At 53.6% G+C, this 26,377-nt stretch carries 29 protein-coding genes and 2 pseudogenes; 16 read left to right on the plus strand and 15 right to left on the minus strand.

Going from position 1 to position 26,377, the window contains the following annotated elements; genetic code table 11:
- Positions 1-42: 42 nt before the first annotated feature.
- Both Q0859_RS18990 and Q0859_RS18995 read left to right on the plus strand, forming a co-directional pair.
- Positions 43-708, plus strand: a complete 666-nt coding sequence (locus tag Q0859_RS18990; RefSeq protein WP_299154199.1) for a pyridoxamine 5'-phosphate oxidase family protein — start codon at positions 43-45, stop codon at positions 706-708.
- A 20-nt stretch (positions 709-728) separates the two neighbouring features.
- A complete protein-coding gene (locus Q0859_RS18995) occupies positions 729-1,187 on the plus strand; it encodes a GNAT family N-acetyltransferase (protein WP_299154200.1) in 459 nt (152 codons plus the stop codon).
- On the opposite strand, the pseudogene Q0859_RS19000 reads toward Q0859_RS18995, so the two are convergent.
- Positions 1,184-1,951 (minus strand): annotated as a pseudogene (locus Q0859_RS19000) (creatininase family protein). The gene Q0859_RS18995 and the pseudogene Q0859_RS19000 overlap by 4 nt on opposite strands.
- Positions 1,952-1,970: 19 nt before the next feature.
- The gene (locus tag Q0859_RS19005) at positions 1,971-2,630 is read right to left on the minus strand and encodes an MFS transporter (RefSeq protein ID WP_366523232.1); all 660 of its coding nucleotides are present in this window, start codon (positions 2,628-2,630) and stop codon (positions 1,971-1,973) included.
- Here Q0859_RS19005 and Q0859_RS19010 point away from each other — a divergent pair.
- A pseudogene (locus tag Q0859_RS19010) lies at positions 2,559-2,910 on the plus strand (IS30 family transposase); the annotation flags it as partial. The gene Q0859_RS19005 and the pseudogene Q0859_RS19010 overlap by 72 nt on opposite strands.
- 329 nt (positions 2,911-3,239) lie before the next feature.
- On the opposite strand, the gene ctlX reads toward Q0859_RS19010, so the two are convergent.
- The 8 genes from ctlX to Q0859_RS21560 form a co-directional block, all read right to left on the minus strand.
- Positions 3,240-4,169, minus strand: a complete 930-nt coding sequence (gene ctlX, locus Q0859_RS19015; protein WP_299154203.1) for a citrulline utilization hydrolase CtlX — start codon at positions 4,167-4,169, stop codon at positions 3,240-3,242.
- Positions 4,162-5,226: an ornithine cyclodeaminase gene (locus Q0859_RS19020; protein ID WP_299154297.1), complete on the minus strand. Its 1,065-nt coding sequence runs from the start codon at positions 5,224-5,226 to the stop codon at positions 4,162-4,164. Before Q0859_RS19020 ends, ctlX begins: the two co-directional genes overlap by 8 nt.
- A 173-nt stretch (positions 5,227-5,399) precedes the next feature.
- Entirely contained in the window at positions 5,400-5,843 is a 444-nt protein-coding gene (locus Q0859_RS19025) for an Lrp/AsnC family transcriptional regulator (RefSeq protein ID WP_299154206.1), read from the minus strand.
- 141 nt (positions 5,844-5,984) lie between these two features.
- A complete protein-coding gene (locus Q0859_RS19030) occupies positions 5,985-6,665 on the minus strand; it encodes an ABC transporter permease subunit (protein ID WP_299154208.1) in 681 nt (226 codons plus the stop codon).
- Positions 6,666-6,670: 5 nt separating this feature from the next.
- Positions 6,671-7,384 carry an ABC transporter permease subunit gene (locus tag Q0859_RS19035; RefSeq protein ID WP_299154300.1) on the minus strand — a complete coding sequence of 238 codons (714 nt, stop codon included), beginning with the start codon at positions 7,382-7,384 and terminating at the stop codon, positions 6,671-6,673.
- Between the two features lie 30 nt (positions 7,385-7,414).
- The gene (locus Q0859_RS19040) at positions 7,415-8,203 is read right to left on the minus strand and encodes a transporter substrate-binding domain-containing protein (RefSeq protein ID WP_299154209.1); all 789 of its coding nucleotides are present in this window, start codon (positions 8,201-8,203) and stop codon (positions 7,415-7,417) included.
- A gap of 25 nt (positions 8,204-8,228) precedes the next feature.
- Positions 8,229-8,999 carry an ATP-binding cassette domain-containing protein gene (locus Q0859_RS19045; protein ID WP_299154210.1) on the minus strand — a complete coding sequence of 257 codons (771 nt, stop codon included), beginning with the start codon at positions 8,997-8,999 and terminating at the stop codon, positions 8,229-8,231.
- Between the two features lie 329 nt (positions 9,000-9,328).
- Positions 9,329-9,535: a transposase gene (locus Q0859_RS21560; protein WP_366523230.1), complete on the minus strand. Its 207-nt coding sequence runs from the start codon at positions 9,533-9,535 to the stop codon at positions 9,329-9,331.
- Here Q0859_RS21560 and Q0859_RS19050 point away from each other — a divergent pair.
- Complete coding sequence (locus Q0859_RS19050) at positions 9,504-9,866, plus strand: beta-eliminating lyase-related protein (RefSeq protein ID WP_299154211.1); 363 nt, start codon at positions 9,504-9,506, stop codon at positions 9,864-9,866. The genes Q0859_RS21560 and Q0859_RS19050 overlap by 32 nt on opposite strands.
- 156 nt (positions 9,867-10,022) lie before the next feature.
- On the opposite strand, the gene Q0859_RS19055 is transcribed toward Q0859_RS19050, so the two are convergent.
- Positions 10,023-11,179, minus strand: a protein-coding gene (locus Q0859_RS19055) for an IS3 family transposase (RefSeq protein ID WP_299154212.1) whose coding sequence is annotated in 2 segments (ribosomal slippage) — positions 10,023-10,927 and positions 10,927-11,179 — 1,158 coding nt in all. Because the reading frame shifts where the segments join, the coding sequence is not laid out codon by codon here.
- 126 nt (positions 11,180-11,305) lie between these two features.
- Between Q0859_RS19055 and Q0859_RS19060 the strand changes: the two genes are divergently transcribed.
- From Q0859_RS19060 to Q0859_RS19105, 10 genes are all read left to right on the plus strand, one after another.
- Positions 11,306-11,833: an aldo/keto reductase gene (locus Q0859_RS19060; protein WP_299154302.1), complete on the plus strand. Its 528-nt coding sequence runs from the start codon at positions 11,306-11,308 to the stop codon at positions 11,831-11,833.
- On the plus strand, positions 11,830-12,678 hold the full coding sequence (locus tag Q0859_RS19065; protein ID WP_299154214.1) for an amidohydrolase family protein: 849 nt from the start codon (positions 11,830-11,832) through the stop codon (positions 12,676-12,678). Before Q0859_RS19060 ends, Q0859_RS19065 begins: the two co-directional genes overlap by 4 nt.
- Before the next feature lie 86 nt (positions 12,679-12,764).
- Entirely contained in the window at positions 12,765-13,142 is a 378-nt protein-coding gene (locus Q0859_RS19070) for an NAD-dependent epimerase/dehydratase family protein (protein ID WP_299154216.1), read from the plus strand.
- 537 nt (positions 13,143-13,679) lie between these two features.
- The gene (locus Q0859_RS19075; protein WP_299154217.1) at positions 13,680-14,510 is read left to right on the plus strand and encodes a hypothetical protein; all 831 of its coding nucleotides are present in this window, start codon (positions 13,680-13,682) and stop codon (positions 14,508-14,510) included.
- Positions 14,511-14,919: 409 nt separating this feature from the next.
- On the plus strand, positions 14,920-15,435 hold the full coding sequence (locus Q0859_RS19080; RefSeq protein ID WP_299154219.1) for a hypothetical protein: 516 nt from the start codon (positions 14,920-14,922) through the stop codon (positions 15,433-15,435).
- Positions 15,436-16,353: 918 nt separating this feature from the next.
- The gene (repA, locus tag Q0859_RS19085; protein WP_299154220.1) at positions 16,354-17,574 is read left to right on the plus strand and encodes a plasmid partitioning protein RepA; all 1,221 of its coding nucleotides are present in this window, start codon (positions 16,354-16,356) and stop codon (positions 17,572-17,574) included.
- Positions 17,571-18,578 carry a plasmid partitioning protein RepB gene (gene repB, locus Q0859_RS19090; protein WP_299154222.1) on the plus strand — a complete coding sequence of 336 codons (1,008 nt, stop codon included), beginning with the start codon at positions 17,571-17,573 and terminating at the stop codon, positions 18,576-18,578. Before repA ends, repB begins: the two co-directional genes overlap by 4 nt.
- 256 nt (positions 18,579-18,834) lie before the next feature.
- Entirely contained in the window at positions 18,835-20,151 is a 1,317-nt protein-coding gene (gene repC, locus Q0859_RS19095) for a plasmid replication protein RepC (protein WP_299154224.1), read from the plus strand.
- A complete protein-coding gene (locus Q0859_RS19100) occupies positions 20,151-20,549 on the plus strand; it encodes an ankyrin repeat domain-containing protein (RefSeq protein WP_299154226.1) in 399 nt (132 codons plus the stop codon). Before repC ends, Q0859_RS19100 begins: the two co-directional genes overlap by 1 nt.
- Before the next feature lie 15 nt (positions 20,550-20,564).
- On the plus strand, positions 20,565-20,963 hold the full coding sequence (locus Q0859_RS19105) for a hypothetical protein (protein ID WP_299154228.1): 399 nt from the start codon (positions 20,565-20,567) through the stop codon (positions 20,961-20,963).
- Positions 20,964-21,011: 48 nt separating this feature from the next.
- On the opposite strand, the gene Q0859_RS19110 is transcribed toward Q0859_RS19105, so the two are convergent.
- Positions 21,012-21,755 (minus strand): hypothetical protein, encoded by a 744-nt coding sequence (locus Q0859_RS19110; RefSeq protein ID WP_299154230.1) that lies wholly within the window; start codon positions 21,753-21,755, stop codon positions 21,012-21,014.
- Between the two features lie 10 nt (positions 21,756-21,765).
- Positions 21,766-22,875: a tyrosine-type recombinase/integrase gene (locus Q0859_RS19115; protein ID WP_299154233.1), complete on the minus strand. Its 1,110-nt coding sequence runs from the start codon at positions 22,873-22,875 to the stop codon at positions 21,766-21,768.
- 124 nt (positions 22,876-22,999) lie between these two features.
- Here Q0859_RS19115 and Q0859_RS19120 point away from each other — a divergent pair, with 124 nt between their 5' ends.
- A complete protein-coding gene (locus Q0859_RS19120; RefSeq protein ID WP_299154235.1) occupies positions 23,000-23,878 on the plus strand; it encodes a DUF1403 family protein in 879 nt (292 codons plus the stop codon).
- Positions 23,879-23,881: 3 nt separating this feature from the next.
- Complete coding sequence (locus Q0859_RS19125; RefSeq protein WP_299154238.1) at positions 23,882-24,517, plus strand: SMC-Scp complex subunit ScpB; 636 nt, start codon at positions 23,882-23,884, stop codon at positions 24,515-24,517.
- Positions 24,518-24,557: 40 nt separating this feature from the next.
- On the opposite strand, the gene Q0859_RS19130 is transcribed toward Q0859_RS19125, so the two are convergent.
- The gene (locus tag Q0859_RS19130) at positions 24,558-25,475 is read right to left on the minus strand and encodes a nucleotidyl transferase AbiEii/AbiGii toxin family protein (protein WP_299154241.1); all 918 of its coding nucleotides are present in this window, start codon (positions 25,473-25,475) and stop codon (positions 24,558-24,560) included.
- Positions 25,456-26,286, minus strand: a complete 831-nt coding sequence (locus tag Q0859_RS19135; RefSeq protein ID WP_299154244.1) for a type IV toxin-antitoxin system AbiEi family antitoxin — start codon at positions 26,284-26,286, stop codon at positions 25,456-25,458. Before Q0859_RS19135 ends, Q0859_RS19130 begins: the two co-directional genes overlap by 20 nt.
- Positions 26,287-26,377: the final 91 nt, after the last annotated feature.

Consider the following 26,377-nt stretch of genomic DNA (forward strand, 5'->3'; position numbering starts at 1 on the left):
GTGGCATCCCCTGAGATGCAAGCCTAAAAGAAAGTGCCCTCCATGACCGACACACTTGCCATTACCGAAAAATCGCGTCTGCGACGGATGCACGAGCGTGGGCATTTTGACCGTCCCACCATCAACACAATCCTGGATGCGCAACCGATGTGCGGCGTCGGATATGTCATTGAAGGCACGCCTTTTGTCACGCCGACGCTGCAATGGCGCGAGGGCAATCACGTGTATTGGCACGGCTCATCTGCCAGCCGCGCTTTGCGCCAATCTCGCAATGCAGATGTGTGTCTTTCGGTTTCTATCCTCGATGGCTTTGTATTGGCGCGCTCAGGCATGCATCATTCGGTAAATTCACGCTCCGTGACGCTCTTTGGTACAGCCTTCAAAGTTGAAGATCCGGACGAGAAGCTGCAAAAGCTCACACATTTCGTGGATGGACTGTTTCCCGGACGCTACGGCTCTCTACGTCCTGATCACGCACAAGACCTTAAAGCGACAATGGTTCTGTGCATGGAAATATCGGAAGGCAGCGCGAAGGTCCGCACCGGCGCTCCATCTGATGAAGAAGAAGACTATGCCCTGCCCATCTGGGCTGGCGTCATTCCTGTGAAAACGACAGTCGGCGAACCTATCCCGGACCCTCGCAATCTGGACGGCGTCGCGATACCGGAACATGTGCGTACCTTTCGATACGGCAGTACGCGCTCATGACATTTTATCGGTGAGCTACAATGATCGAAATCCATATGCGATCCATCAATTCCGATGATCGAAAGCAATGGGAGGAGCTGTGGGCGGCCTATAATGCGTTCTACGGTCGCGAAGGCGAAACAGCCCTTTCCGCGACGGTTATTTCCATCACCTGGGAGCGATTGCTCAATCCAAAGGAGCCAGTGTTCGGTCTTGTCGCAGAGAAAAGCGATGCGCTGATTGGCCTCGCGCACTTTGTCTTCCATCGTAATCTCATCCAAACCTCTGATACCTGCTACATGCAGGACCTTTTCACGGCTCCAGATGCTAGGGGATCAGGGGTTGCCCAACGTCTTATCAAGAAAATTGGCGAAACTTGCAGGAAACATGGGGTGAGTGACATTTACTGGCACACTCACAGCGACAATGTTGACGCGCGCAGACTGTATGACCGCATCGCAACCAACACAGATTTCTTGGTGTACCGGGTCAAAGTCTAGACCAGATCGAACGTTCCCGCCGTCGCAGCTGCGACCGCTTTCGCCCCTTCTGTCAGCAATGCTTCGCCCTTCTCTACGGACGAATTTTTTGTGATGCCGTTCACTCCGGTTTCGGAAAGCTGGTCAAAACGAAGGAAGCTGTAGATGTCCCGATCCTTTGCGAAAGCAAATTTGACGCTAGGCTCATTCAACATGGCATCTTCGTCAATTCTACCTCTCGCCAGCACCAACATCATCGAAGTTTCCGCTTCGCCAGCGTGCAGGACATTGTCCTGATCTTCCAAGATATCCGAATATGCCGCCGCGCAGTCAGAAAGGTGACAATAGGTCAGTCCATGAACCGGGTGAGTCAGCTCACGACTGAGTGTTCCGACAACGATCCGGAGTGCATCAACGTTACCGCCATGACCATTCACCAGCATGATACGTGAGAAGCCGTACCGCTGCACCGCCTCACAGACGTCATGCACTAATGCGGAGAACGTCTCAAATCAGACCGAGATCGTCCCCGCATAGCCCATATGATGCTCCGAGAGGCCGCACCAGATCAATGGAGCAACCACGGTCGGGTATGTGCGCCCGAGACGTCGTGCTGCTCGAATGCAAACTTCTTTGGCCAACCTAGTGTCTGTTTCCACAGGAAGATGGGAGCCATGTTGTTCGACAGTTCCCACTGGAACAAGAACGATCGCATTTTTTGCTGACAACACTGCCAGTTCGCCCGAGCGTAGATTACGCCACATGAGCGGGGAAAAATCATTCATTGATTGGATCCCTCAACCGCTATTCAGTCGCAAACGTATGGGCTTTTTGGCCGCGTTCACCTTCATAAGACAGTTCTCTGTAGCTTCGAACACCCCGTAGACCCCTGAATAGTGCTGCGAAAAAAGATGCGGTATATCCGAGGACAACAAAGAAGATCCCGGCTTGAGGTCCAAGGCTACCTGCCAATAGCCCACCTGCCAGCGCTCCAACTGGGCGGATGCCATAAATCGCAGTTTGAATGACCGCATTGACTCGACCCAAGCGCTCGGAAGGCGTCACCAGTTGTCTGACGGAGTCTTGCGTTACCAGCCACATCGAATGGCCAAAACCAAGCACGAAGGTGCAGGCGTATAGAAAAACAGGCGCGCTGCCAGTCAGGATCATTGCCATCCCTAGAACTGCGATAACGCTACTTCCCGGGCCAAATAGCAGTATGACGTTTGGTCTAATGTGGTCTGAGAACCGTTTCATTGTCCAGGTGCCAAGGATAGACCCGAGCCCGAATGCGGAAAGACTTATACCGAACGCACCTGGGTCCATTGCATAGATGTCCCGGATAACCGGAACGAGAACGACGATCAAAGCTGCGAAGGCAAAATTCCAGAAGATCGCACATCCAAACCGATCATGGAGGCACTGATCCAGGGACTGGCTCCCCTGCCCGCCGACGCACGTCAGTCGATCACATTCGACCGTGGCACCGAGTTCTCAGCCTGGAAGCGTCTGAAAGACGGCATCGATGCTGACGCCTGGTTCTGTGACCCGCAGGCACCGGATCAAAAAGGCACGGTCGAGAACACGAACAAAAGGTTGCGGCGGTATCTCCCCAGATCGACCGAACCGACGGCACTGACAAATCGATATTTGAGGTCGATTTGCCGCCGCCTCAACGCAACGCCGAACGCCCGCTGAGGTCTTCGAAACCAAGCTGATGGAGATCCACAAACGATTGGAGTAGAACGACATATCAGGAACTGCACTTCAGCGTGAGTTGACACGATAGCCCTAAACATGCTTTGCAAGTGCCGGAAACGTCTCACCGTAGTCAGTCCACAATGGAGGACTGAACTATGAACAGACTGCTTTTTACTTTGGCGATGCCCGCGATTTTTGGGGTAGCATCCTTCATCGCATCAACAGCTCCAGTTCAAGAGGTCAATTGCGGGAGAGTGTGGAATGCTACGCTAAGCCAAAGCAGCCATTAATTCATCGTGCAGCGAAGCTCCCGGCGACAAAGATCAAGTCGCGGGACTTAGCGGCATTTAGCTGCGGCTTCGCCAATGACCGCTAACGGCTCGCGAGATGTATACCAGCAATCATGCACCTGACTGACCCACCGGCCATTTCGATGGTGTCGACGTCTAGTGGCAACAGTTCGCAGTTTTGTTGGATTACCTCCTTCTGCGCAGGCTCGAGAGAGGCCTCCGCCTTTTTTGAAAGCGCCAATACCCTTCCGTCGTTGCCTTGAAGCTCGATTGCGTTGCCGGCGAAGTCCGCGATCTGTTCCTCAGAAATCGCTACGACCTGCTTTCCGGAAGCTTCAAGGCGATCCCTCACTTCGTCCCGCCGGTTTTCGGGAGAAATGAGATCGAGACCCACGAGCGCAAATTCTGTCGCGATGCACATGAGAACATTTGTGTGGTAGATAGCACGCCCAGACTTATCCGAAGCGTCAAACACCATCGGTTCATAGTTGAAATGGGTGCAAAAACGCTCGAGTGCGATTGGATCAGTGCGATTCGAGCGAGCCGCATAGACAACACGATCAATGTGATCGAGGACCATGGCACCCGTTCCTTCCAAGAACAAGTGGTCCTGTTCCAAACCTGAGTAGTCAATCACCTCCTGAACACGATACTTTTGCTTCAGTAGTTCAATTACGTCCTGCCTGCGCTCGGACCGCCGACTTTCAGCAAACATCGGGTAGATTGCGACATGTCCACCTGGGTGAGTGGAAAACCAATTATTCGGAAACACTGAGTCAGGTGTGGTTGTCTCTTCATCCTCAAAAAGATGAACAGTAACTCCTCTCTCACGAAGCTCATTAGCAGCACGAGTGGCCTCGAATCGCGCTTGTTCGGCGATCTCATTGTGATTATCGTCAGGCGCCTTCTGAAACGCGTTGTCGGCCGCTGTCTCACCGTTTGGGTGAAAGTGATGTGGCCGGATCATGATGACAGACGATGGTGCTTGCGCGCTGCGCTTGATCTTAAGCATCAAAGAGCCCCTTTTTTTTTGATCGCACGACCATCCCATACAAATCACGCGGGTCATCCGGATCTGCAATCAGATCCAGCTGCTCGAACTTATCGCTCGTCGACAATCGATCCCGAATGAAACGAAGTGCGGAAAAATCTTCAATTGCAAACCCAACACTATCGAAGAGGGTAATTTGATCTGAACTGGTGCGTCCGGGCTGGATGTCAGCCATGACCCGCCAAATCTCAAGAACAGGATGATCTTCACCCAATTGTTGTATCTCACCTTCGATGCGTGTCTGCGGAGGATACTCTACATAGATGTCGGATCTATGCAGAATATCAGCATGCAGTTCGGTCTTCCCTGGACAGTCGCCGCCGACAGCGTTGATGTGAACTCCTGATCCTACCATATTGTCGGTCAAGATGGTCGCGTTTTGCTTGTCTGCTGTGCACGTCGTGATGATTTGAGCTCCACGAATGGCATCTTCTGGAGTGTCAAAAACCTCAATCTCGAAGCCGAGCGATGCAAGATTTTTTCGACACTTCCTTGTCGCGGTAGGATCGACATCAAAAAGATGTAGCTTATTGATACCGCAAAGCTTTTGAAATGCTATCGCCTGAAACTCTGATTGGGCACCATTGCCAATCATCGTCATGGTGGTGGCGTTCTTGGGTGCGAGGTAGCGGGCAGCAAGGGCAGACATAGTTGCGGTGCGAAGCGCTGTCAGAATAGTCATTTCCGAAAGCAGAACTGGATATCCACTGCTGACCTCTGATAGGACCCCAAATGCAGTCACAGTCTGCAAGCCCTCTTTCATGTTCTTCGGATGACCATTCACGTATTTGAACCCATAGAGCTCACCATCGCTGGTGGGCATCAGTTCAATGACGCCAACATCAGAGTGCGACGCGACACGAGGTGTTTTGTCAAATGATTGCCATTTTCTAAAATCTTGTAGAATGTAGTTTGCAATACCTTCGATCGTCTCCGCGATCCCGTCAGTGGTTACGATATTCATCATGTTTTCGACGCTTACGAAAGGTACGACGTTCAAGTTTTTATGTTGTGGCATTACATTCTCTGGGCTATTGATTTTCCAGAATACTATCAATACCAAGTGACAGTTTGTATCTCAAGAAGTTGCAATATTTAGCGGCTTCCGCGACAAACTGCCGGATTCAACTGGCGAAGCGGCAGATGAAAGACTCCGGGCAAAAAGTTAAGCGCTGTTTCATGGAATACACGTCAGACTGAACTGAGCAAAATACTTGTTTCGCTATTTGTCACACCATCAATTTGGCGGACGTCACGGAGAACGCGATCAAACTCAGACAAGTTAGGCGCAACAATCCGCGCGACGAGATCCCACGTCCCATTCGTCGTGTGAAGTCTTCGAAGCTCTGGAATTCCGCGAAGCTTCTTGATGACATCTGACGTCGACTTTCCCATGACTTCAATTGACATCATGGCGTGTACACCATCGTCATCATAGTCCTCGCGGGTGCGGACCGTGAATCCAAGCAATCCGCCGCTTTCCAACAATCGGTCAAGCCGGTTTTGTATGGTCCCTCGCGACACGCCGAGTATTTCAGCCAGTTTTGAAAGCGATGCCCTTCCATCCTTTCTCAATATAGAGATTAATTCCCGATCAAGATCATCGAAGATATGCTTTGAAGGTTGATTAGTCACTGACAGACTCCCTCTTTCCAATGACTGTTGGTTAGCGCCAAACCCGGCAGTTTGCGCAAAGAGGCATGACGTTGTGCCAGATTGTTTCCGTTTTGCCAATGCTTGCCTCGATTGTCAATTTTGCTCACCGCTGTAGAAGTCTCATCTCATGAAAGCTGCATAACGGTTTTCGAGAAGGCGCGAGACAAGGGTGATCATCATGATCAAGACCAGATAAATCGCACCAGAAACAATGAATCCTTCAACGACCAAGTAGAATGAAAGGTTCATCTCACGGCCAACGCCTAGAACGTCATTGATGGCGATCACGCTGGCGATCACAGAACTATGTACCAAGAAGATGACCTGATTTGACAAAGTTGGGATAATCCGTCTGACCGCACCTGGCAAAGTTACATTCCAAATCACCAACGCCTCTGACATTCCATAAGCCCTTGCAGCTTCTACCTCCCCCCTCGGTACAGAAAGCAATGCGCCACGAAGTATTTCAGCGAGATACGCTGCTAGATTTATGGAGAAGCCGAACAACAGGCAGATCTCTGGATTCTTCAAGATTGGCCACATCCAGCTTTGTCGTACAGACTCAAATTGACCAAGCCCATAATACAGGAGATAAATTTGAATAAGGAGTGGAGTGCCACGCATCATGTAAGAGTAAGTGTCCGCTGCTTGGGCGAGGAACCGAATGCGATAAGTTTGTACAAGAGCAATAGGTACCGACAGAACCGCTCCAAAAAATAACGACACGGCAACGAGACCACAAGTCACGAGCGTGCCTTCGAGAAATTTTGGAGCGAACTCAATTAGCATTTCAGGTGTCATGTGATTTAAGGCCTACGATAGTGTCGATTGAGGGCCTTCAAGCCAACTTCCGAGATCAGCGTCAAACCAAGATAAATCAAGAACGCAGCAAACAAGAAAACGAAGGGCTCTCGTGAGGTTCTTCCCGCTTGTTGCGCAGTAAAGGTGAGATCCGGTAGGCCGATGATAGACACCAAAGCGGTAGTCTTCATCAAAATGAGCCAATTGTTAGTAAACGATGGCAGAACCAATGGAACAAATTGTGGCCAAACAATTTCGCGCAACCATACAGATGGCCTCATCCCATATGCTTTTGCCGCATCGATTTGGCCTTTGGGTATGGTTAGATATGCTGCTCTGAAGGCTTCTGCCATGTATGATCCGAAAATAAATCCAATTGAGAACGAGCCTGCAAAAAACTGATTTACGTTTACGCGGTTCCAAAGTCCGGTGCTGTTGCCAATTGAGTTGAGCAAAACCTGTCCACCAAAGAAGATGATCAACATGAGTACGAGATCTGGGACGCCTCGAATAAGCGTTGTGTAAGTTGTACCAATCGCACGAAAATGTGCGCTATCACTCATTTTCAAAGTGGCACCGATCGCACCGAAAACCACTGCAAGGGCGACCGAAGTCAGACTTAAAGCGATAGTGATCCAAACGCCCTTCATTAAAAAAGGAGAGAATTCGATTAAGCTATCTAACATGCTGCAGTTTTCCAGAAAAATGGGTGGCGGCATCGCCGCCACCCGAGGTGCGCCAGGGAGAGTTTAATCTTGGCCAAAGATGTCGAAATCGAAGTATTGGGCGTTGATGCGCTGATACTCCCCACTTTCGCGGATGGCGTCGATTGCGGCGCTGATGCGTTCGCGAAGATCGTTGTCACCTTTGCGAACGGCTATGGCTTCACCTGCACCAAGGATTTCTGGGTCACGATAGTCTTGACCGATCATTGTGAAGCCGTCGGCTTCATCGCCTTTAAGCCAACCATCTGCCACCAAAGAACTCGTGAACGTCGCATCAATGCGTCCGGCTGTCAGGTCCAACCAGACCTCGTCTTGTGTCGGGTACGCGCGAATGGTTGCATCTGGAAAGCGCGCCTCGATCAGGTCTTGATGGGTCGATCCACGCTGTACCCCAGTAGTTATACCATCAAGACTACCTGTGTCATCAATCTCGGTCCCCTCGGCGGCCACGAAACGGCTGGGCGCGTTCTGATAAGTTCGGGTGAAGTCGACAACCTGCTGACGTTCTTCCGTGACTGACATTGAAGCAAGGATCGCATCATAGTTTTCTGCGACGAGACCAGGAATGATTCCATCCCATGCCTGCTCGACCCATGAACATTCAGCGTTCATCTCAGCGCATAGCGCTGCACCAATTTCATAGTCGAAACCAGTGAGAGAGCCGTCGGCGTTCTTATAGATGAACGGCCGATACCCTGGGCTAGTCCCCCAACGGATTGTCAATTGCTCCTCAGCAGTCGCAATCGTTGGAGCAACGCCTCCGGCACTGGCGAGAGCCAAAGCAGCAAGAGCGGATAGTGTCAGTTTTTTCATCATTTTTCTCCCTGATGAAGAGTGTTTACGGCCGAGTGTGAGCAAAAAATTCGCCCCACCTGCCGCTCCGTTCGCCCGTAAACATGTCGTTGGGCGATCCTTGTTTTTCGATCTTTCCTTCACTGAGAAAGAGAATGCTGTTGCTGACGTCGCGGGCAAAACCCATTTCATGGGTAACGACCAACATCGTCCGCCCTTCATCCGCGAGTTCACGCATAACTTTGAGAACCTCGCCGACTAACTCCGGGTCCAGCGCTGACGTTGGCTCATCGAACAGCATTGCCTTGGGCTCCATAGCCAGAGCCCTGGCGATTGCTGCACGTTGTTGCTGACCCCCGGAAAGGTGGGCGGGGTAATAATCTTTGCGATCGTAAACGCCAACACGGTTCAGATATCTGTGTGCCGTTTCTCGTGCTTCAGACTTCGACTTTCCGAGAGTTTTCATCGGCGCGAGCATCACGTTTTCTTCAACGGTCAGATGCGACCACAAGTTGAACGACTGGAAAACCATAGCCAGCTGCGATCGAAACCGTTCGACTTGACGCGGATCAGTAACACGAGGTTTTTGCCTTGGTTTCGCCAGTAGTGTCAGTCTTTCGCCATTAAGTGAAATCTCACCCTTGTCTGGCATCTCGAGTAGGTTGATGCAGCGCAGGAAGGTACTTTTCCCAGAACCGCTAGAGCCGAGGATCGAGATAACATCTCCTGCCTTGGCCTCAACTCCGAGCCCCTTTAGCACTTTGTGGCTACCAAAAGATTTTTCAATTCCGCTAACGGTGAGAACAGAATCACTCATAAGATGTTGGCCTCGTAAGAGGTCGGCATGAACACGTTAGCCCTATACGAGCCATACTCCGGTCTTGTGTTGGTTATCGGCAAAACCTTTTCTCCCTTCCTCCGCGAACCTCCTCAAGCTCGCTCCCTCGAGAGCAAGGCTATGAATGGGGCGTGTCAGAAGAAATGTGCAGGACTAGCAAATTTGAACATTGAAATAGTCAGTTTTCACACTCTTGTTGTACAAACAGACATTGCAAAAATGATTGCCTTGTTTGTAATCCGCTATCTGATGCGACGAAGCCTGACTCCCACTTCGCCAAGACGTCAGCAGAACTTCCAAATACCGCATCACGCTGCGTTTCGATTTTCCGCAATCCAAAATGTGAAAAGATTGGCCTCCATCCCTCGTCGCAAAAAGCCGAGGTCGTGTCGGCCCGCATGAAGACCCAGCCAGGACCTTAGTTGCCCTGGGTTTTCAAACCGTGTGATATCACCAATCCCTCTTGCTACAACGGTTGCAGAGATGGTCGCATTTACTCCGCGCAGCGCGCGCAAGGCGTCACCCGTTCTAAGGTATCATGAATTTGGCACGCTGGAACGTTACTTGGAAGATAATGGCGCCAGCGTTCCCTGTGTGATGACCACAGTCACCAACAACGCCGGAGGCGGCCAGCTGGTGAGCTTTGAGAACATCCGTGGCACCGCGGAACTCGCCCGTCGGTTTGACAAGTCCTTCTTTATCGACGGTCGCCGGTTTGCTGAAAATGTGTGGTTCATCAAGCAACGGGAACCCGACCAGACGGATCGAACTATTCCCGATATTGTCCGTGATTGTTTTGCATTTGCCGATGGTATGACAATGAGCGCCAAGAAAGATACTTTTTAGAAACACGGGCGACTGGTTGGCTTTGAACGACGATAACTTGGCAGATTAAGCGCTTGGCCATTTGGTCCGAACAGAAGGTTTCCCGACCTAAGGCGGCTTGTCGGGGCGCGATTAAGAGGTGCGGGCGCAAGGTCTGACTGAGGTGCCCTTAGTTTCCTAGACGCCTGCCTCGTTCATTTTCTGCTGTTTCATTTCATAGTCAATCGGTGACAGCATGCTGTTGTTCGTATGCTTGCGTGTTGGGTTATAGAACATCTCAATGTAGTCGAAGACGTCCTGCCTTGCAGCGTCGCGCGTGGTGTATGTCCGCCGTCTAATGCGCTCCCGTTTCATCAACTGGAAGAAGCTCTCGGCCACAGCATTATCATGGCAATTCCCACGGCGGCTCATGCTGGCGTCCAGATTATGTTTGTTGAGAAAAGATTGCCACTCTTTGCCAGTGAACTGTGAGCCTTGATCAGAGTGGATCATGACCTTGTGCTTTGGCTTGCGCCGCCAAACAGCGCTTAACAACGCCTGCAATGCAAGATCAGATGTCATGCGGGACTGCATGGACCATCCAACGACCCGCCTTGAGAACAGATCAATGACGACAGCCAGGTATGACCAACCTTCGTGGGTCCTTATGTAGGTAATATCGGTCACCCAAACCGTGTCAGGCGCATCAACCTCAAATTGCCTGTCCAACGTATTGTCTGCGACGATGGCTGGCTTGCCGCCATAGCGACCTGGACGGCGTTTATAGCCGATCTGCGCGGCAATACCTGCAAGACTGGCCAGACGTGCCACACGGTTCTCGGAACATGTCTCGCCCTGATCGCGCAGATCATCTGTTAGCTTGCGATACCCATAGACCTTCCCGCTGTCTTTCCACGCTTGACGGATCAACTCTGTTTGCCGTGCATCTTCAAGCGCACGTAGGCTTAACGGTTCCTTAAGCCATGCATAGAACCCGCTGAAATGCACAGCCAACACACGACACATCGACCGCACCGAAAACTCCGCACGGTGAGCCTCTATGAACGCGTACTTCACTGAGACTCGCGCGCGAAGTACGCGGTCGCCTTTTTTAAGATGGTCCGTTCCTCGGTCACGCGTGCCAGTTCTCGCTTCAGCCGCCTAATCTCCGCTGCCTGTTCCGCAACCTCTGATCTGACACGCGGAAACTTCGCAAACTGAGCCTTCCAAGTGTACAGGGATTTGGTGCTGATACCCAACCGCTCAGCAACTTCTCTGACCGGGTATCCACGCTCAACAACCTGCGCTACGGCGTCCTGCTTGAACTCATCCGTAAACCGTATTCCCTTACTCATATCCGTCTCTCCTTGCTTCCAAAATTACCAAGCAAAGCGTCTACAAATCTAGGGGCACCTCACTACGTCCATGATCTCGGCGAAGCGGGTCTCGGCACTGATGATCCACTCATAATAGCCGATTTTGTGAAATCCGGATATCGCGCCTTGGAAGACTTGAAGAAAGAAGGTTCGATCCGAGCTGTTGGTCTCGGCGTCAACACAATCGGTATCTGCGAAGACTTGCTGTCGAAAATTGATCTCGATGTTATTCTTTTGGCTGGGCGCTATACGCTCCTCGAACCATTTCAAGCGCCGCCCCTTCTGGAAACTTGCCGTCAAAAGGGCACCCAACTTGTCATTGGGGGTGTCTTCAACTCTGGGATTATGGCGACTGGTCCTGTTGAGGGGGCTCATTACGATTATGGACCTGCTCCAAGGAGTGTGCTCGACCGGGTCGGGGCAATACAAGAGATCTGTGATCGCCACGATGTTCCATTGGCCGCCGCTGCTTTTCGGTTCCCGGGGTTGCATGAAGCGGTGGCTTGTACTCTGGTCGGAACGGCTAAGCAGACCACGCTTTCACGCAACTTGGCACAGTCCAAATTGCCCATACCTGAGGCCGTTTGGACCGATCTGGCAGCAGCCGGCTTACTTGATATGGGTGCATCATGATCATTGATGCCCACCAGCACTTTTGGACCCTCGCTCGAGGTGACTACCCGTGGCCAAACCTAAGCGTCTCTCCCATATTCCAAGATTTTGGGCCGCAGGATCTAGAGCCTCTGCTCAAACTAAGTGGAGTGGATAGAACCGTGCTTGTGCAAGCGACAGCAACGGTGCCGGAGACTGAATTTCTCTTGGACCTTGCAAACTATACCGACTTCGTGGCCGCCGTTGTCGGATGGGTTCCCTTGGATCATGAAGATGCGAAACTGACGATTGATCGTTTGGCACAGCATCCAAAATTCCGCGGCGTGCGGCCAATGCTGCAAGACATCAGCAATACTGCATGGATTTTGCAACCAAACGTCTTGGATGCGCTGCGCCATGTTGCCAGTTGTGACCTTTCCATGGATGCGCTGATCCAGCCGCGCCATCTCCCTGCTATTCATCAATTGCTGTTGGAAGTACCCGATCTTCGGCTCGTGGTTGATCACGTGGCCAAGCCAGAAATGATCTCCGGCAAGCCTGATACTTGGTGGAAAGATGGTATGAGCAAGCTTGCTGCCCACCGAAATTGCTATTGCAAACTCTCTGGCATGGTGACGGAAATTGGTTCCAACTGGACCGAAGATCAGCTCGCACCGTTTCTATCTTACGTGATCGAAGCATTTGGCACTGATCGCATTCTTTGGGGAAGTGATTGGCCAGTTCTAAATCTGGCAAGTGACTATCAGGCTTGGTCAAGCGTGTTCGACCAGCTCTTAGAGCCTCATGCAGCAGTCATATCAAAACGTTCCTGTTCCGACACTACCGCTGCCTTTTATCGCATCGAAAGCAGAGCTAACGCCACCTGAAATCGAAGGAGCGTTGGTAAAAATAGACAACACTTGACGGTCACCTGATCCGTTGCCGATCCAACAATAACCATTGGGAGCAAACGATGGGCGAGAACAACACTATCCTAGTTGTAGGCGGGGCAGGCTACGTAGGATCTCACACGACTATCTCACTGAACGACGCCAGCTTCGAAACAGTCGTCTGTGACAACTTTTCAACCGGTCATCGTGTAGCGTGTTTTGGTACGCATCTGGATGAAGGTGATCTGGCAGATCGCGTGAAGATCGAAGAGACGATGAAGCAGTTCAACGTGGCTGGCGATGTTCATTTCGCGGCACTGATTGAGGCCGGCCAGTCGGTTGCAACATCTCTGCCCTACTTTCAGAACAACGTTGCCGGTAGCAGTATCAATAAAATCGTTCGCGATGCATGGGTATACGCCATTCGTAATCATTGGTTTTTTAGAAGGGTATGTTTATAATCCACTGATTAATAATGTTAAATTATACATCAAACCCCCAGAAGACGCATGCTATCTCAAGGAGTTGTTCCGGCGCATGGCCGCTTTTGTCGCGGGTCGGCCTGTTCGCGCCTATAGTAATACTCTGTGCCCCGAGCGGAGCAAAATTCGCCTTAAGAACAAATTTTGAATGAAGGCCGCACAGAAAGATGGCGTGCGGTAGACTATTTTTCATTGAGGAAACGCCCCAAAATGAACAGCCAACCAAATTGGGAGGGGCGTACAGTCGCCCGAATTCGGAATTCAGAAACATTGGAGGCCGTTGGGTTCCTCATTTTGACCGACGAAGGCAGTGTTGCACGGCTTTGGGTTCGTCCCATCCCCAAAACAATCATCGTGGATGCAGTAGCAGGAGAAGACATTTCGGGACTGGATTTGCCATTCTGATGCTTTGGTCTGTTTCGTTGACGAACGTTACTTCATAAATATACGATAGTAGCAAAATATATATTAACGTGTCATGTTTGAAACTGTTCTCTGGACCGCGAGGGTGCGCGCATGAAGACTACCGCTCTTGTTCTAACAACTGTCATTGCACTGATCGTCGCCTCGCTTCCTGAGCGCGTGCGCGCTCAAATTTACCCCATTGATTGTGCCATCCTTCTTTGTCTTTCCGGTGGATGGCCCGCGTCCGTTCCTTGCGCCCGGGCACGTGCAGAGTTCATTCGGCGCATCACACCTTGGCCGGTGGAACCGCCTCTGCAGATCTGGCGCTGTCCCATGGGTGCGTCGTTTGAAAGGGATCCGAACCAGGACACACCTGCGCGTCTCTACGACATCGTCTTCTGGTCATCCCCTCCCCTGCCCCGTCAGAGCTTCCCAGTCGGCCGGTATGCTGAGCAAAATCACGTCGGCGGAATCGGCCATGATCCCTCACAATTCGCATTCGGGCCAACCACGCCGTTAAGCGAGACCAATCATCGTCCGGTCGCGGTCAGGCTATTTCCGGCGGTTGTTCGAACCTCAGACAATGCCCCTTCGCCACTCCCTGATGGATTCGCCATCTACTTGGCACAGGACCGCGCCGACATCGACATTAGCGCGCCAGAGTTTAATTTCGTCCGGTCTATTCGGGTCTATGATGTTCGGGCGAGACAATATGAAAATGGAAGTGACGGAGACTGCAATCAATATCAGTCTGTCCGTTTCGGGTCCTATGGCACTCAAGGCGACTATCGTTGGTCGAGGTCCTCCGTCGCCGCTCTCCCGGCTGCTTTCGTGGGCCTGGAAAGATTTGGTAGCCACTGTCCTTCAATCTCTGTCCGCGCGGTGTTTGTGGATTGGAGGGACTATGAAGGCAACTATGGCTGGGAACGTGTAAATTATTAGGCTGCAGTGGTATCTGGCTAGCTGTAATCGTTAGAGCTGATTGCACTGCATTGTACCGCAAGTTGACCAATCCACACACGCCATGCCGCGGGCACCAGCAGCAAACTTCTCCTACAAGTGAGGGAACCGTTGGTTCCCCCACGCAAGCCGTTCCGGTCTGTGGGGAAAGGGGTGTCCCCGACAACGGTCCCTGCGGGCTGCGTTACCGGGTGATCCCCCTCCCCTCTCCCCTATGACCTTCAGGCTGGCGTGGGTCCCTCTCCTGCCCTCGCCGGGCGGCAGGGTTTCAGGAGAAGGGCCGCGTGCCGCGGTCCTTTCCAGAATCTCCGCCTGATATTGTCCGGGGCAGTGGTGGGTGGGTATGAAGACCCTGGGGTCTGTGCCGTAAGTTGGAGAAAAGGTAGCCAACATGACGAAGCTCACAAGATCCATGCACCGGGTCTGGAAGTCGGCACAGCTCTATATTGGGTTCCATCGGGATCCAGAGGGTAAGCTTCGCGATGCCCCAAAGGTCTGGCCGCCAAAAAATGCGCGCGCCACCATTCACGCCGATCCCAAAGAGCAAGAGGCCTTTGTCATGCTCAAGAGCGTTGATGGAGACGACGCACAAGACGTGCAGATCAAACTGCGTCCCGACATCATCGTCTTGCGCCGAGGCTGTTCCGACGCCTGGGACGGGATTATTGCCGATCAATACTCCGTCAAAGTGAAGGTTGGAGGAGTCTCAATCCGCGTGAATTACGATGGATCGATTGCCCGCGAAGATGGAGACAGTACAACCTGGGTGGAAGCCGATGGCGGCGTCCTCAAGAAAACGGAATTCGTCGAAGCCGCGATGTCGCCTGACGGGTCTGAGCTCACGAGGCGAACACCGGACAATCTGACGGCCATCACGCAATCAGGACTTGTCTCAAAGGATCGCTAGCGAGGGCCCGTCGGGTGGTTGCTCGCAGATGCCGACATAAATCCGAGGTCGCAAAGCGGTAACGCACCCTGCTCCAGATGCAAGCCGCGGACTTCAGATCTATGGGACAAGAAAAGGCGCCATCTCGGGAGGAGAGATGGCGCCCTATTCTTGCCGGACGTGCCGCGGGAGGAGGTGCAGCTACATTCGAAACTTGCAGCGACTTTCCGGGAAGAGGATGGAAAGCCAACTGCCTATAGCGCTAACATAAGCGCTTCGCTGCACTGCAACAATAGCTTATGCTGCAATGCAGCTATGCTCACGATGCAATGCTATATTTTAGGTGCAAGTGATATCTTTCTGCCGGATTTCTGTGCATCGTATGCACAGCAGCAACTGGGTGTTGAACGATCAAGCCCCCCTACCCTTTCATCCAGCCAAAAATACCCTAAAGTGCGGGAAGCAATCGTAACTGTGGACACTCTCGAAGAGACGCGCTCATCGAACCACCAGGGAATCGCTGAAAGAATCGGCGGGAGAAGGATCGTTTTCGCGCCGACTGGTATGAAGCGAGTCGCGGAAAATTCCAGGCCTTTTGCCAAGTTAGAGTCTGTCTTGAGCTGCTGCTGGTCTAGATTGATGCTGGGTGAAGATCTGGAAATTATGCTCTAAAATCTTGCGGAGATCAGTGGCCGTGAAATCCGGTCTCACACGAAAAGGTAATCTTAACAGTGCTTTACGACATTTAGGTGAGGTCTTGGTGCATAATCCTATAAGGTATTGTGGCACCAGTTTGCAAAAGCGCAAGATGTCGTGGTTACGCTCAATGGTTGCCTGTCGGCGCGCATCAGACCTATTACTAGACGTTAGGTTACCATTCATGTAACTATCTGACGCAAAAGGTCCGTCAAGAAGCCGATTTACCGTCAGAGCAGAGAAATGCCAGCAGATACACTAAACACCGTCAGCACGGCTGATGAAGATGCCGCAGAAAAAATAGTAAGACATGCGGAGATGCTTTCCAAGCAACTGCAGAGTCTCAGGGAACGCATGTACCCCCCGCAAGCTCAAAAGAGTCTGCGGCGTTTCATGACGCCCGAAGTCTCTAAACTGACCGGAATCTCGGAGTCATCGCTGCGCACCCTATCGATCGAGGGAAAGGGTCCTACCCCAGACCGGTTGGAGAATAATCACCGCGCCTATACGCTTAGCCAAATTAATGAGCTTCGGGAGTTCTTCGCGGAAAAGAACTCAAACGATGCGGTTAACTACTTGCCTCGCCGGCGCGAAAACGAGCATTTGCAAATCCTTGCCGTGGCGAACTTCAAAGGCGGCAGTGCAAAGACCACGACGAGCGTACATCTCGCTCACTACTTGGCCCTTCAAGGGTATCGCGTTCTGGCCATCGACCTGGACCCTCAGGCCTCGATGTCTACGATGTTTGGTGCTCAGCCAGAATTTGATGTCGACACCAACGAAACCATCTATGCGGCGCTTCGATATGACGAGCATCGCAAGTCGATCAAAGACGTCATTCGCTCCACTTACTTCGCAGGACTAGACCTCATTCCAGGCAATATCGAAGTCATGGAATTTGAATATGACACGCCGCGCGTGCTCGCTATGAAAGAGTCGTCAACTGGCTCGGTTTTTTTCGAACGGCTGAACGAGGCCATACGGGAGGTTGAGGACGACTATGACGTTGTTATCCTCGATACCCCCCCTTCCCTCGGCTATCTGACCCTCGCTTCTCTCTATGCTGCGACGGGGCTACTCGTGACAGTCCATCCAGCGATGATGGACGTCGCCTCCATGAACCAATTTCTTTTGATGATGGGAGACCTGGTCGGAGTGATCAAAGATGCTGGTGCCACGATGGACAAAGATTTCATGCGGTATCTCATCACGCGCCATGATCCAAACGATCAAGCGCAAGCGCAAATCGTCGGCCTGTTGCGCCATCTCTTCATCGAAGATGTGCTCATGCCAACTGCGGTGGAAAGCACTGCTATCGAAGCAGCGGGCTTGGGCAAGCGCACCATCTACGAGGTTGAGCCAGGCGAAGTGCAGCGCAACACACTTAAGCGCGCCCGTGAATCTATGGACACGGTCAATGAAGCTTTGGTTGGATTGATTCAGTCGTCATGGGGGCGGTCATGAGTAAGCGAAAGTCAATCGTCTCTGCATTTGGCGACATTCGAAGCACAGAAGGTGCGCGGTCACCGGATGTCAAGGACATGCCTGCTGATGACAAGCCGAAGACAAATCGCGTCGCTGCGGGCATCATCGGAACGACGCAGCGAACTCTCACACAAATTCGCGAAGAGAGAGACGCTCTCCTGGCTCAAGTGGCCAATAGTAGCCGTGTCATTGAGCTTGAGCCGTCGCTCATAGACGCATCCCCGTTCAGGGATCGTCTGCCAGACGATGACGACAGCGAGTTTGAAAACTTCAAAACAAGCATTTTTGAAGAAGGTCAAAAGGTCCCGATCACGGTCCGCCGGCATGGCGAAACGCAAGATCGCTTCCAGGTCGTGTACGGACATCGCCGTTTGCGCGCGCTCAAGGAACTTGAGCGGCCAGTTCTGGCTATCATAGCTGACTATTCTGACAGGGACCTGGTGATCGCTCAGGGGATCGAGAACGCGAACCGGCAGGATCTTTCGTGGATCGAAAAGGCTCTCTTTGCAGAAGAAATGCAGTCAGCGGGTATCAAACCGAAGGACATCAAGGCGGCTTTGGGAATTGACGATGCAGAAGTTTCAAAGCTCAGAAGCGTTCTAAAAGGCATTCCAAAGCCAGTCATAGAAATGATTGGACGAGCGCCTTCTATAGGGCGTCCGCGCTGGTTAGAGTTGGCCGCATCGATTAAAGGACGGTCTGATCTCAGCAAGATTGAGAGAACCTTGTCAGCTGACAAGGTTTTGAAGATGACGTCCGACGAACGGTTTCTAGCGGCGCTGGTGAGTCTCACGGCCGCTGGACCCACAAGAGCCCCTCATAAACAAGCCAGTCTGGACCTCGGCGAGGTGGGCTCAATGACGGTCGGCGCGAAGTCAGTGAAGATCAATTTGGAAAAGAAGCATAGTGAAGGCTTCTCCAAGTTCCTCGAAACAGAAATCGGTGAGCTTGTGGAACGCTACAAGAGGAGCCTTCTGGAGTGATCCGCAACCTTGTCAGCTGACAAGGTTTTAACCTGGTTCGTGCGGACAATTCAGAGCGAACCAACAATGAAACGAGCAGATAAGAAGGAATATACTGGCAAAAGAAAAGCCCCCAAGCAAAGGGCCTGAGAGCTAATCCAAGAATAGTTTGGTCGCTATCAAGATAGTTCTCTGATGAATCACTGTCAACGGTGAACGCTCCTGAGCGAACGGAATTCTTTTGCCTTCTTTCGAGCAGAGGAGGTCAAGAAACATCATGACACATACAGGTTGGCGCAAGCCGACACCGGGTCTTCTGATTGCAGAAATGCATGCAGAAGCCGGTGAACAGTTATCTATACCCAAGTCAAAGGCCGTTGCTGCTGTCAAACGCGTTGCAGCATCACTGGGGCTCAGGACGGGGGACATTGTGGTCTTGGATACGCTGTGTGCGTTCACGCAAGCGCAGGATTGGGAGGCGGGCAGGCGGCCGATCGTCTGGGCGTCAAACGCGTACCTCGAAGAAAAGACAGGTCTGGTCCTGCGAAGCCTACAGCGACATGTGCGGCGGCTCTGTGAGGCTGGCATCATCGCGATGAAGGACAGCCCCAACGGCAAACGCTACGGGCGCAGAGACGACGATGGATACATCGTTCAGGCCTATGGCTTTGATCTCGCACCACTGGCAGCCCGTGCAGAAGAGTTTGAGGTGCTTAATGTGCAGCAGATTCAAGAGCGCGAGGCCTGTGCGGCCCTCAGAAGCCAGATCACGATCAGCCGGCGTGTCGTCCGGGCCAAGATCGAGAAGGCGCGTGAGAGCCAGCTGAGAGGCCCGTGGCGTCATCTCGAGGCAGAGTTCGCAGAACTGCTCCAGAGCCTTCCAGGACGGTCTGCGGCGCTCGATACGCTGAATTATGTCTCTGACCTCTTCGCAGCATTCAAAGAGCGGATCGAAGAGGCCTTCACGGCTGCCTTTGATTGGCCTGAGCAATCTGATGCCCAAACGTTTTCTGAGGAGGTCGTAACAAGCGCTGATGTAGTTCCTTCTACATCAAATATGTCACCCAAGGATGACTCAGATGACATGCACTTACTAACTACAAATGAACTTCATCCAGTAAAGAGTAATTGCTTTGAAAAAAAGCACGCGGCAGGCGCAGCGCCTAAAGAGCCAACCGATGAGCCTGTGGAGGGGGCAGGGGATGTTGATCTCGATATCAACTGGAGCACCCATACCCGAAAACGCAAATCAGACGTAGATATGCCGATGATCATGATCGCATGCCCGCAGTTTGCCGAGATGGCACGATCGATGGAGAACGGATATCTCAAGGATTGGAACGATTTCCACCGCGCGGCGGGCAAGATCAGACCGATGATTGGGATTTCAGAGGATGCCTGGGGCGTTGCAAACAAGGTGTTGAGCCCACCAATTGCAGCGGCGGTGGTCGCTCTGATCTTCGATAAACAGTCGGAAGGGCAGATCCAGTCGCCCGGCGGCTATCTCCGTGCCTTGGTTGAGCGCGCACAGGCTGGCGAGCTGCACTTGGACCGGACCTTCTTTGGCCGGTTGAGCGAGGCGAGGGCGGTTTGATGCCAAAACGAAACAAGCCAAAAGCACGAGAGACAGTTGATGAAATCCTCCAGCGGCTTTCTGAGCGGATGTTCCCCGCGCAGATGGGTCAGGAAAAGGTCACCATTGAAAGCCGGGAAGCGGACGGTGATGGCGTATTGCACAACCTGCTCTATGGCAAAGAGCGCTATCCGGTGTTGGCGCTCATCGAGGCAGGCGCAGATGTGAATGCGATTGGCAATCTCGGCTACGCTCCGCTGCACGTTTCTGCCTTCAGGGATGATGCCGAAATGATTCAGCTGCTGCTTGATGCTGGGGCTGATCCCCGGGTGAGATGTGAAATCGGCAAGACGCCATTGGATGCAGCAGTTGATCTTGGCTGTTTGGATGCCGCCAAAGTCCTCAAGAGTGCGAACTAGCCAAGGTTTCATGATATGAAAACTCACTACAGAAACACCGATCTGGACCTACACTCGCGCACACGCCTCGATGATTTGAACAGGCACCTTGAGGCTGCAGGATTGGTGGTGCTTGGTCACCACCAGGACGGGCAGGGCGATTGGGTCGCCGTTTTGGAAATCATCGGCGAGGAAGATGATCGATTTCACGTGAACGTCGACGCCACAGTTGTGGCAATGCTGGATGTTCTAGAGCAACTTCCGCAATCGGAACGGCAGATGTTCGACCAGTGCACGCTGAAGGAGTTCAATGCGGCCTATGATGTTGGGGATAAACCACTCGACTTCAACGAAGGCCTGAGCGCTGCGACGATATCAAGAATGGCCGCCCTCAACATGTCGCTGAGGATTACGCTCTATCCAGGCGATGAGTGACGCGGATTGTGCAGGTGTCGCGTAACTAATTGATTAGAAATGGAAATACTACTGCACCGCGGCTACCAATCGCCTAAATCCTTCCAAATGTTCTTCGACCTTTGGCTTCTGGCATGTGAGGCACCAATGCCATTTCTTACCCTTTAGAAAGAGCTCATGCGGTAGGTCACCGCATTTTTTGCACGGTTTGGCATAGCTGGCGTTTGCTTGCGGCAAGTCCATCAGCTGGTCCATGTACCATTGCTTCGATTTTGCGATCCTTGCTAGTTCCTCAGGTGGCACCTTCAGCGTCGACAGATTTAGCTTCTTGACCTTTGAAAGCCGTGCAATGGCTCCAAAATCCAGACCATCGCCCTTGATGTTCACCAAACTCAGTTCGGTGAGGGGTAGTCCTTCAAGCGGCGCCAGGTCATTGATTTTTTGGCCGTCACCATATCCACCATCAATGATCAGATGTTCCAAGTCGCCAAGGGCCGAGAGACCGGTGATATCAATCGGTGAGCCATTTTCCCTTAGATAGACCTCCTTGAGATTTTGGGCTCGCTCAATGCCGGTCACTGACTTCAGCTTCGATGAATGCCATACGGTCAAGCTGTCCAGCGTCTCTGGCAAAGGGACGGGTGTGAGATCCGGAGAAGAAAGCCACCTGAGCTCCAGGCTCTTCAAGGGAAGATCTGCAAGACCATCCAATTTGCCGAGCTCTGCTTTCCGGATATTGTGTATCGTCAGGCCTTCCAACCCGGCCAGGCTGGATACATCGAAATTGCACGCCTCAATCGTTTTGCTGTTCAATCTTAGTCCCTCATAGCCCTGCCGCCTTCGTCAAATTTATCCTAAACCGATCCCGTCGCCGCTGGTAGCGTCTGGTCATCTCAGCCGACGCATGGCCCAGCTGCTTCTGAACATGGCGTTCATCTGCGTCTGCGTAGGACGCAAGGCCCGCGCGCAGGGAATGGCCGGAGAACAGGGCGAGACGGTCCTTTTCCGGGACATCACTTCGGATCCCCGCATCCAACATCGTCTTCTTGATCAGTCGTGCGACGTGTTTGTCTGACAGCCTGTCCTCTTGGACCTTGGAATTGTCTCGCAGCACCCGCCGGAACACCGGCCCATGATCGATCTTGGCGTAGTGCAGCCATTGCGCCAGCGCGTGCACAGGACAGGAGTCGTCCGAAGAGCCGCGGCCAATCGCAACCTCCTTCCACCCCGTCTTGGTCTGCTGAATCACGATGGCCCCTTCATCTTCAATCTCGATCCATCCTTTGCCGTCGATGGTGTCGTCTCGGTTCACATCCAGCGCGACAATCTCTGACCGCCGGAACCCACCCGCATAGCCAATCAGCAGGATGGCCCGATCTCGCAGATCGCGTAGGCTGAAGGACAAGGTGCCAACCATCTGGAGCAGTTCGTCCGGCGCAATCGGTTCTTTTTGCACAGCTGGTTTGGCATGTGCACGTTTGATGCCGGCGAGGACCGTCGCGATATGGCGATCTTTGCGATCCAAAACCTCGCCACGTTGCTGATAGGTCCAAACGAGGCCGGACAGGCGCCGCTCAATCGTCGAAACCGCGAGGGCAGGGGCAGCGTCCTGCGGTGCCGCAAGCTCCGTGATGTAGAGGCCGATCAGCTGCGGGTCCGGTGTGAACGGATCGGCGCCGCGCCGTCGGCACCAGCTTGCAAAATGCTTCCAGTCGGCCAGATAGGCTTTGTTGGTGTTCTCGGCCGTCGCTTGTGCGGCATAATCGCGTGCGGTTTCGACCAGCCGTTCAAGAGAGCCGGAGGCGGCGACAGAGGCAGGAACTCCGATTGCGTTCTCGACGGAACGGTCTCCCTCGTCGCGCTGATCTGCGTTTGCCGGGGCAGCAGGGTCTGCGCGCGATCTCTCGTCGTTTTGGCTTGGTTTTATGGGCATATTGGCAGGATATGTCTTTACGTCCGATAATGCAAACTTATTGGACATAGAATAGACCTGTAAGGTGGGGCGGTTTATACAGTATATGGTAGCGGAAAGCGCCGTTGTACGATAGTCTTGTGGTATGACCTATGCCGCTGACATCTTTGACACGCTACCGCGATTGCCCCCCTGGGTCACCTCCGGCCGTGCGGAAACCCTTGAAGATGTGGCGTTTTTGTCAGGGGCTGCGCTGAGCCATCTGCATCTTGTGCTGAACCGGGAGGATGCCCCCCAGAGCTTGCTCCGAGGGCGTCTGGCGCTGCGCGCGGCGGAGGCCAGCATGACGCATCAGGGACGCCCGGAGCGGGTTTCAGAGCTACGCGATGCGGTGGCGTTTCTGCAGCCTGGTGACAGCCCGGGCCCTGCTGGGGAGGTTTACCTGTCCTGGCGACGGGCCATCGAAAGACCGGTGTCAGTCAATGCGCTTCACCGCGCGTTGCCTGAACTTCAGCCGGAGCAGATTGCGACCTGGCTCGACGCGGGCCAGGGGGCGCCGATCCCTCGTGCCGCAGCCGTGTTGCAGGCCGTGGTCGAGGAGCGACCTCGCGATCTCGAGACAGCGTTTGTCTTGGCCGACGCGGCTTTGGCAAAGGCCCTCAGGTGGAGCCATGTTCTACCGCTGCTGGCGCTCGGTCTCAAGCGGGCCGATCTGCGGAAGACTGGCGCGGAACTGCGCCTGGCCTGCCATGGCGTGATCTTGGCGGCTGCGGTCCAGGCGACCCGGGAGGCCGCTGATTTGGCCCGACGTGCAGCGCGCTTGAAAGTGGTCGGGCCAAAGCTCCGGGCGAAGGGCGCGGACGAGGCCGTTCGGCTGTTCCTGGGCCAGGATGCTGTCGCGCCGGCGGCGCTGACGTCGCTCCGGTCCGATCGCGCCGCAAGGCGGTTCTGCGACCGGCTGGTTGAGCTCGGTGCGGTGCGCGAACTGACTGGGCGCGACACCTTCCGACTCTACGGGATCTGAGCGATGGCGAAGGACCACACCGAAACCGACCTCGACAAGGACCTAGAGGACCTGCCGCCCGATCTGCGCTGGCGCGAATGGATGCGCCGGATTGAAGCTGTGCTCTTCGCCAGCGCCTCGCCGGTGCCGCGCGAGGACCTGGCGCGCGTGGTGGGGCAGGGGGCCTCGGTCGATCTCTTGATCGACGACCTTATGGCTGAGCTCGAAGGACGCTCATTTGAAGTCGCGAAGGTCGGACACAGCGTGTCAGGCAAAGGCGGCTGGATGCTCCGGACCCGGCCAGCCTATGCGGCGGCGATCCGGACCGCAGCGGATGTCGGCGACCAGGATCTCGATCTGCGTGAATACGACGTCGCCGTGCTGGCGGCAATCGCCTATCACCAGCCGATCACCCGCGACGGGCTCAAGGACATCTTCGGCAAGGACATCAGCCGCGACTTGATCGGGCGGCTGCATGCGCAGGGGTTGATCGGGACAGGCCCACGATCCCCGCGGCGCGGGGCGCCCTATACTTATGTGACGACGGAACGGTTCCTCGTTGCCTTCGATCTGGAGACGCTCCAGGACTTGCCGGACCGGGAGCAGTTGAAGGATGCGGGGATCACAACCGCTGCGGAGCCTCGAGCCAAGACAACCTAGCAACGGTTCAATCGCGACGCACCATCAATCGGTCGAAGAGTCAGCCGAGGAGTTTCTCCAGCTCTTCCCTCTGCTGGGCGTGTTTTCTCGGGTTGTCCTGGATCAGTCGCTTCAGGTTGAGAAGCTTCCAACGCACTGCGGGAAGCTCAGAAGCCTGTGGTCGATCTATGGCATAGAAGTCCGGGGTGCTATCCTGCAAGCTTAGCAGGAACTGTTTAGAGCTTTCGTCGAAACGGGATTGAATGTCCGCGATCAGTTGGCGGCGTGTCATCAGGAGGTCATCAAGTTCGACAGGTGATTTGGTCATGCCTTCGAACTCACGGACGTAGGGCTGGTTGAGATCTATGAGATTGGGGTTCAGCAGCTCATGTGAAGGACGTGATGAACAGGCGACGTAGATCAAGAAGGTCCTGAACAGATTGTCTGTCAGGCCTTCGTGCTCATAGAGCAGCTTCACGTCGAAAAGGTCGCGCGGGTGCTGGCGATCGACTGCGGCATGTAGCTTGCCGCCGAACAGGTCTTCGAACGAAACGATTTGCATTTCTGCATACCCGAACGCGTCGGCCACCGCCTCGGAGACTGAGCGGATTTCGGGGTCATGGACAACGCCCCGCGTGACCGGCGAGGTTTCGATTTTGATCTCGGCACCCCCCAGACGTGCGAGTACGCGTGTGGCACCGCCCCCACCACCCAGAATTCGTTGAGCTCGCGCGCCGTTGATGCCTCCTTCGATTGAGGCAGCGATGCGATCCATAGTTTCGTTGATCTCGACGAGGCTTTCAGTGCGCTCTTTGATCGGCAGGTAGGTCAGATCGATATCAACCGAGAGGCGCGGCAAATCGCGATAGAACAGGTTGATTGCCGTGCCTCCTTTGAGCGCGAAAATCTCCTCTTTCGCGACATGAGGCAGGACGCGTACCAAAAGAGCGACTTGGGCTTCATAGGTCTGACGTGCCATCTTCGACCTCCGTTCTCACAAACTCCTCCGGTACCATAATGCGATACTGTGGGTGAATCTTCCCGCCCTTGACCAGCGCACGGTCGCCTGCCCCAAGGTCGAAGGCTTTGGGGTCGAGGCGTTTGCGCCACGGGTGATCGTGGCGATCCGCAAACACAAAGAAGAGTCGCCGAACCTTGATTTTGGTGCAACTCAGTAGCAGCGCCGAGAGCAGTTTCGGGCGCAGCGTCGTCAGGCCCTCGAACATCATATCGACGCTGTGAAAACTCCCATGATCCGGCAGTTCGTCCATGGCTTCCATGACAGCTCGTTCGGGGGCAGACATCCGCAATTGCCACTCCCAAGGCAGGGCATTTTCTGACTTGCCGATGTTCTCTTTGAGACCAAGTGCCGGATCAGTGAACAGCGTTGTTTTGCGTGTCTCGATGGGGGCGTCGAGTGGGAGTTTGCCCAGCCACTTTGGTGTGGCATCGCCATAAACCCAGACAGGAGTATTTTTGCCAAGACGCAGGTAGTGATCATAGCCCTGTTGAGAAAGCGCAGTGGTGCCACCAATGTGGACCTCGTGGTTCATGATGTGCTGCATTGAGAGCAGGCAGGCATTCCAAGGTATGGTGTTTGATCCTGACGTGTTGGGGACAGGGCGGCGGAAGACGCCGCGATGAACGCGCTCAAGCCATCCACGTTTCACGTAGTCGCGAAAGGTCTCGTAAGCGACACCTTGGCCAGTGAGCCAGGCGGCATCCACAAGATATCCTGGTGGCACCGCCTCGAGAACTTTCTTCAGATTTTGCGATCTTCCAGCGCTCATGACGCTTTAGATGCCATTTTTTCAAAGAGATCACAATAGAGATCCTTTGAAGAGTCGACTTCTTCGGTGTTTATAACGCTGAAAACTGGAA

Source organism: uncultured Tateyamaria sp. (assembly GCF_947497045.1).
In the GTDB taxonomy this organism is placed as follows: domain Bacteria; phylum Pseudomonadota; class Alphaproteobacteria; order Rhodobacterales; family Rhodobacteraceae; genus Tateyamaria.

What these genes read in the sequence shown, in the direction of transcription:
- Q0859_RS18990 (WP_299154199.1), top strand. Translation starts at nt 43, where the DNA reads ATGACCGACACACTTGCCATTACCGAAAAATCGCGTCTGCGACGGATG.
- Q0859_RS18995 (WP_299154200.1), top strand. Translation starts at nt 729, where the DNA reads ATGATCGAAATCCATATGCGATCCATCAATTCCGATGATCGAAAGCAA.
- ctlX (WP_299154203.1), bottom strand. Translation starts at nt 4,169, where the DNA reads ATGCTTAAGATCAAGCGCAGCGCGCAAGCACCATCGTCTGTCATCATG.
- Q0859_RS19020 (WP_299154297.1), bottom strand. Translation starts at nt 5,226, where the DNA reads ATGCCACAACATAAAAACTTGAACGTCGTACCTTTCGTAAGCGTCGAA.
- Q0859_RS19030 (WP_299154208.1), bottom strand. Translation starts at nt 6,665, where the DNA reads ATGACACCTGAAATGCTAATTGAGTTCGCTCCAAAATTTCTCGAAGGC.
- Q0859_RS19035 (WP_299154300.1), bottom strand. Translation starts at nt 7,384, where the DNA reads ATGCCGCCACCCATTTTTCTGGAAAACTGCAGCATGTTAGATAGCTTA.
- Q0859_RS19040 (WP_299154209.1), bottom strand. Translation starts at nt 8,203, where the DNA reads ATGAAAAAACTGACACTATCCGCTCTTGCTGCTTTGGCTCTCGCCAGT.
- Q0859_RS19045 (WP_299154210.1), bottom strand. Translation starts at nt 8,999, where the DNA reads ATGAGTGATTCTGTTCTCACCGTTAGCGGAATTGAAAAATCTTTTGGT.
- Q0859_RS19050 (WP_299154211.1), top strand. Translation starts at nt 9,504, where the DNA reads ATGGTCGCATTTACTCCGCGCAGCGCGCGCAAGGCGTCACCCGTTCTA.
- Q0859_RS19065 (WP_299154214.1), top strand. Translation starts at nt 11,830, where the DNA reads ATGATCATTGATGCCCACCAGCACTTTTGGACCCTCGCTCGAGGTGAC.
- Q0859_RS19070 (WP_299154216.1), top strand. Translation starts at nt 12,765, where the DNA reads ATGGGCGAGAACAACACTATCCTAGTTGTAGGCGGGGCAGGCTACGTA.
- Q0859_RS19075 (WP_299154217.1), top strand. Translation starts at nt 13,680, where the DNA reads ATGAAGACTACCGCTCTTGTTCTAACAACTGTCATTGCACTGATCGTC.
- Q0859_RS19080 (WP_299154219.1), top strand. Translation starts at nt 14,920, where the DNA reads ATGACGAAGCTCACAAGATCCATGCACCGGGTCTGGAAGTCGGCACAG.
- repA (WP_299154220.1), top strand. Translation starts at nt 16,354, where the DNA reads ATGCCAGCAGATACACTAAACACCGTCAGCACGGCTGATGAAGATGCC.
- repB (WP_299154222.1), top strand. Translation starts at nt 17,571, where the DNA reads ATGAGTAAGCGAAAGTCAATCGTCTCTGCATTTGGCGACATTCGAAGC.
- repC (WP_299154224.1), top strand. Translation starts at nt 18,835, where the DNA reads ATGACACATACAGGTTGGCGCAAGCCGACACCGGGTCTTCTGATTGCA.
- Q0859_RS19100 (WP_299154226.1), top strand. Translation starts at nt 20,151, where the DNA reads ATGCCAAAACGAAACAAGCCAAAAGCACGAGAGACAGTTGATGAAATC.
- Q0859_RS19105 (WP_299154228.1), top strand. Translation starts at nt 20,565, where the DNA reads ATGAAAACTCACTACAGAAACACCGATCTGGACCTACACTCGCGCACA.
- Q0859_RS19115 (WP_299154233.1), bottom strand. Translation starts at nt 22,875, where the DNA reads ATGCCCATAAAACCAAGCCAAAACGACGAGAGATCGCGCGCAGACCCT.
- Q0859_RS19120 (WP_299154235.1), top strand. Translation starts at nt 23,000, where the DNA reads ATGACCTATGCCGCTGACATCTTTGACACGCTACCGCGATTGCCCCCC.
- Q0859_RS19125 (WP_299154238.1), top strand. Translation starts at nt 23,882, where the DNA reads ATGGCGAAGGACCACACCGAAACCGACCTCGACAAGGACCTAGAGGAC.
- Q0859_RS19130 (WP_299154241.1), bottom strand. Translation starts at nt 25,475, where the DNA reads ATGGCACGTCAGACCTATGAAGCCCAAGTCGCTCTTTTGGTACGCGTC.
- Q0859_RS19135 (WP_299154244.1), bottom strand. Translation starts at nt 26,286, where the DNA reads ATGAGCGCTGGAAGATCGCAAAATCTGAAGAAAGTTCTCGAGGCGGTG.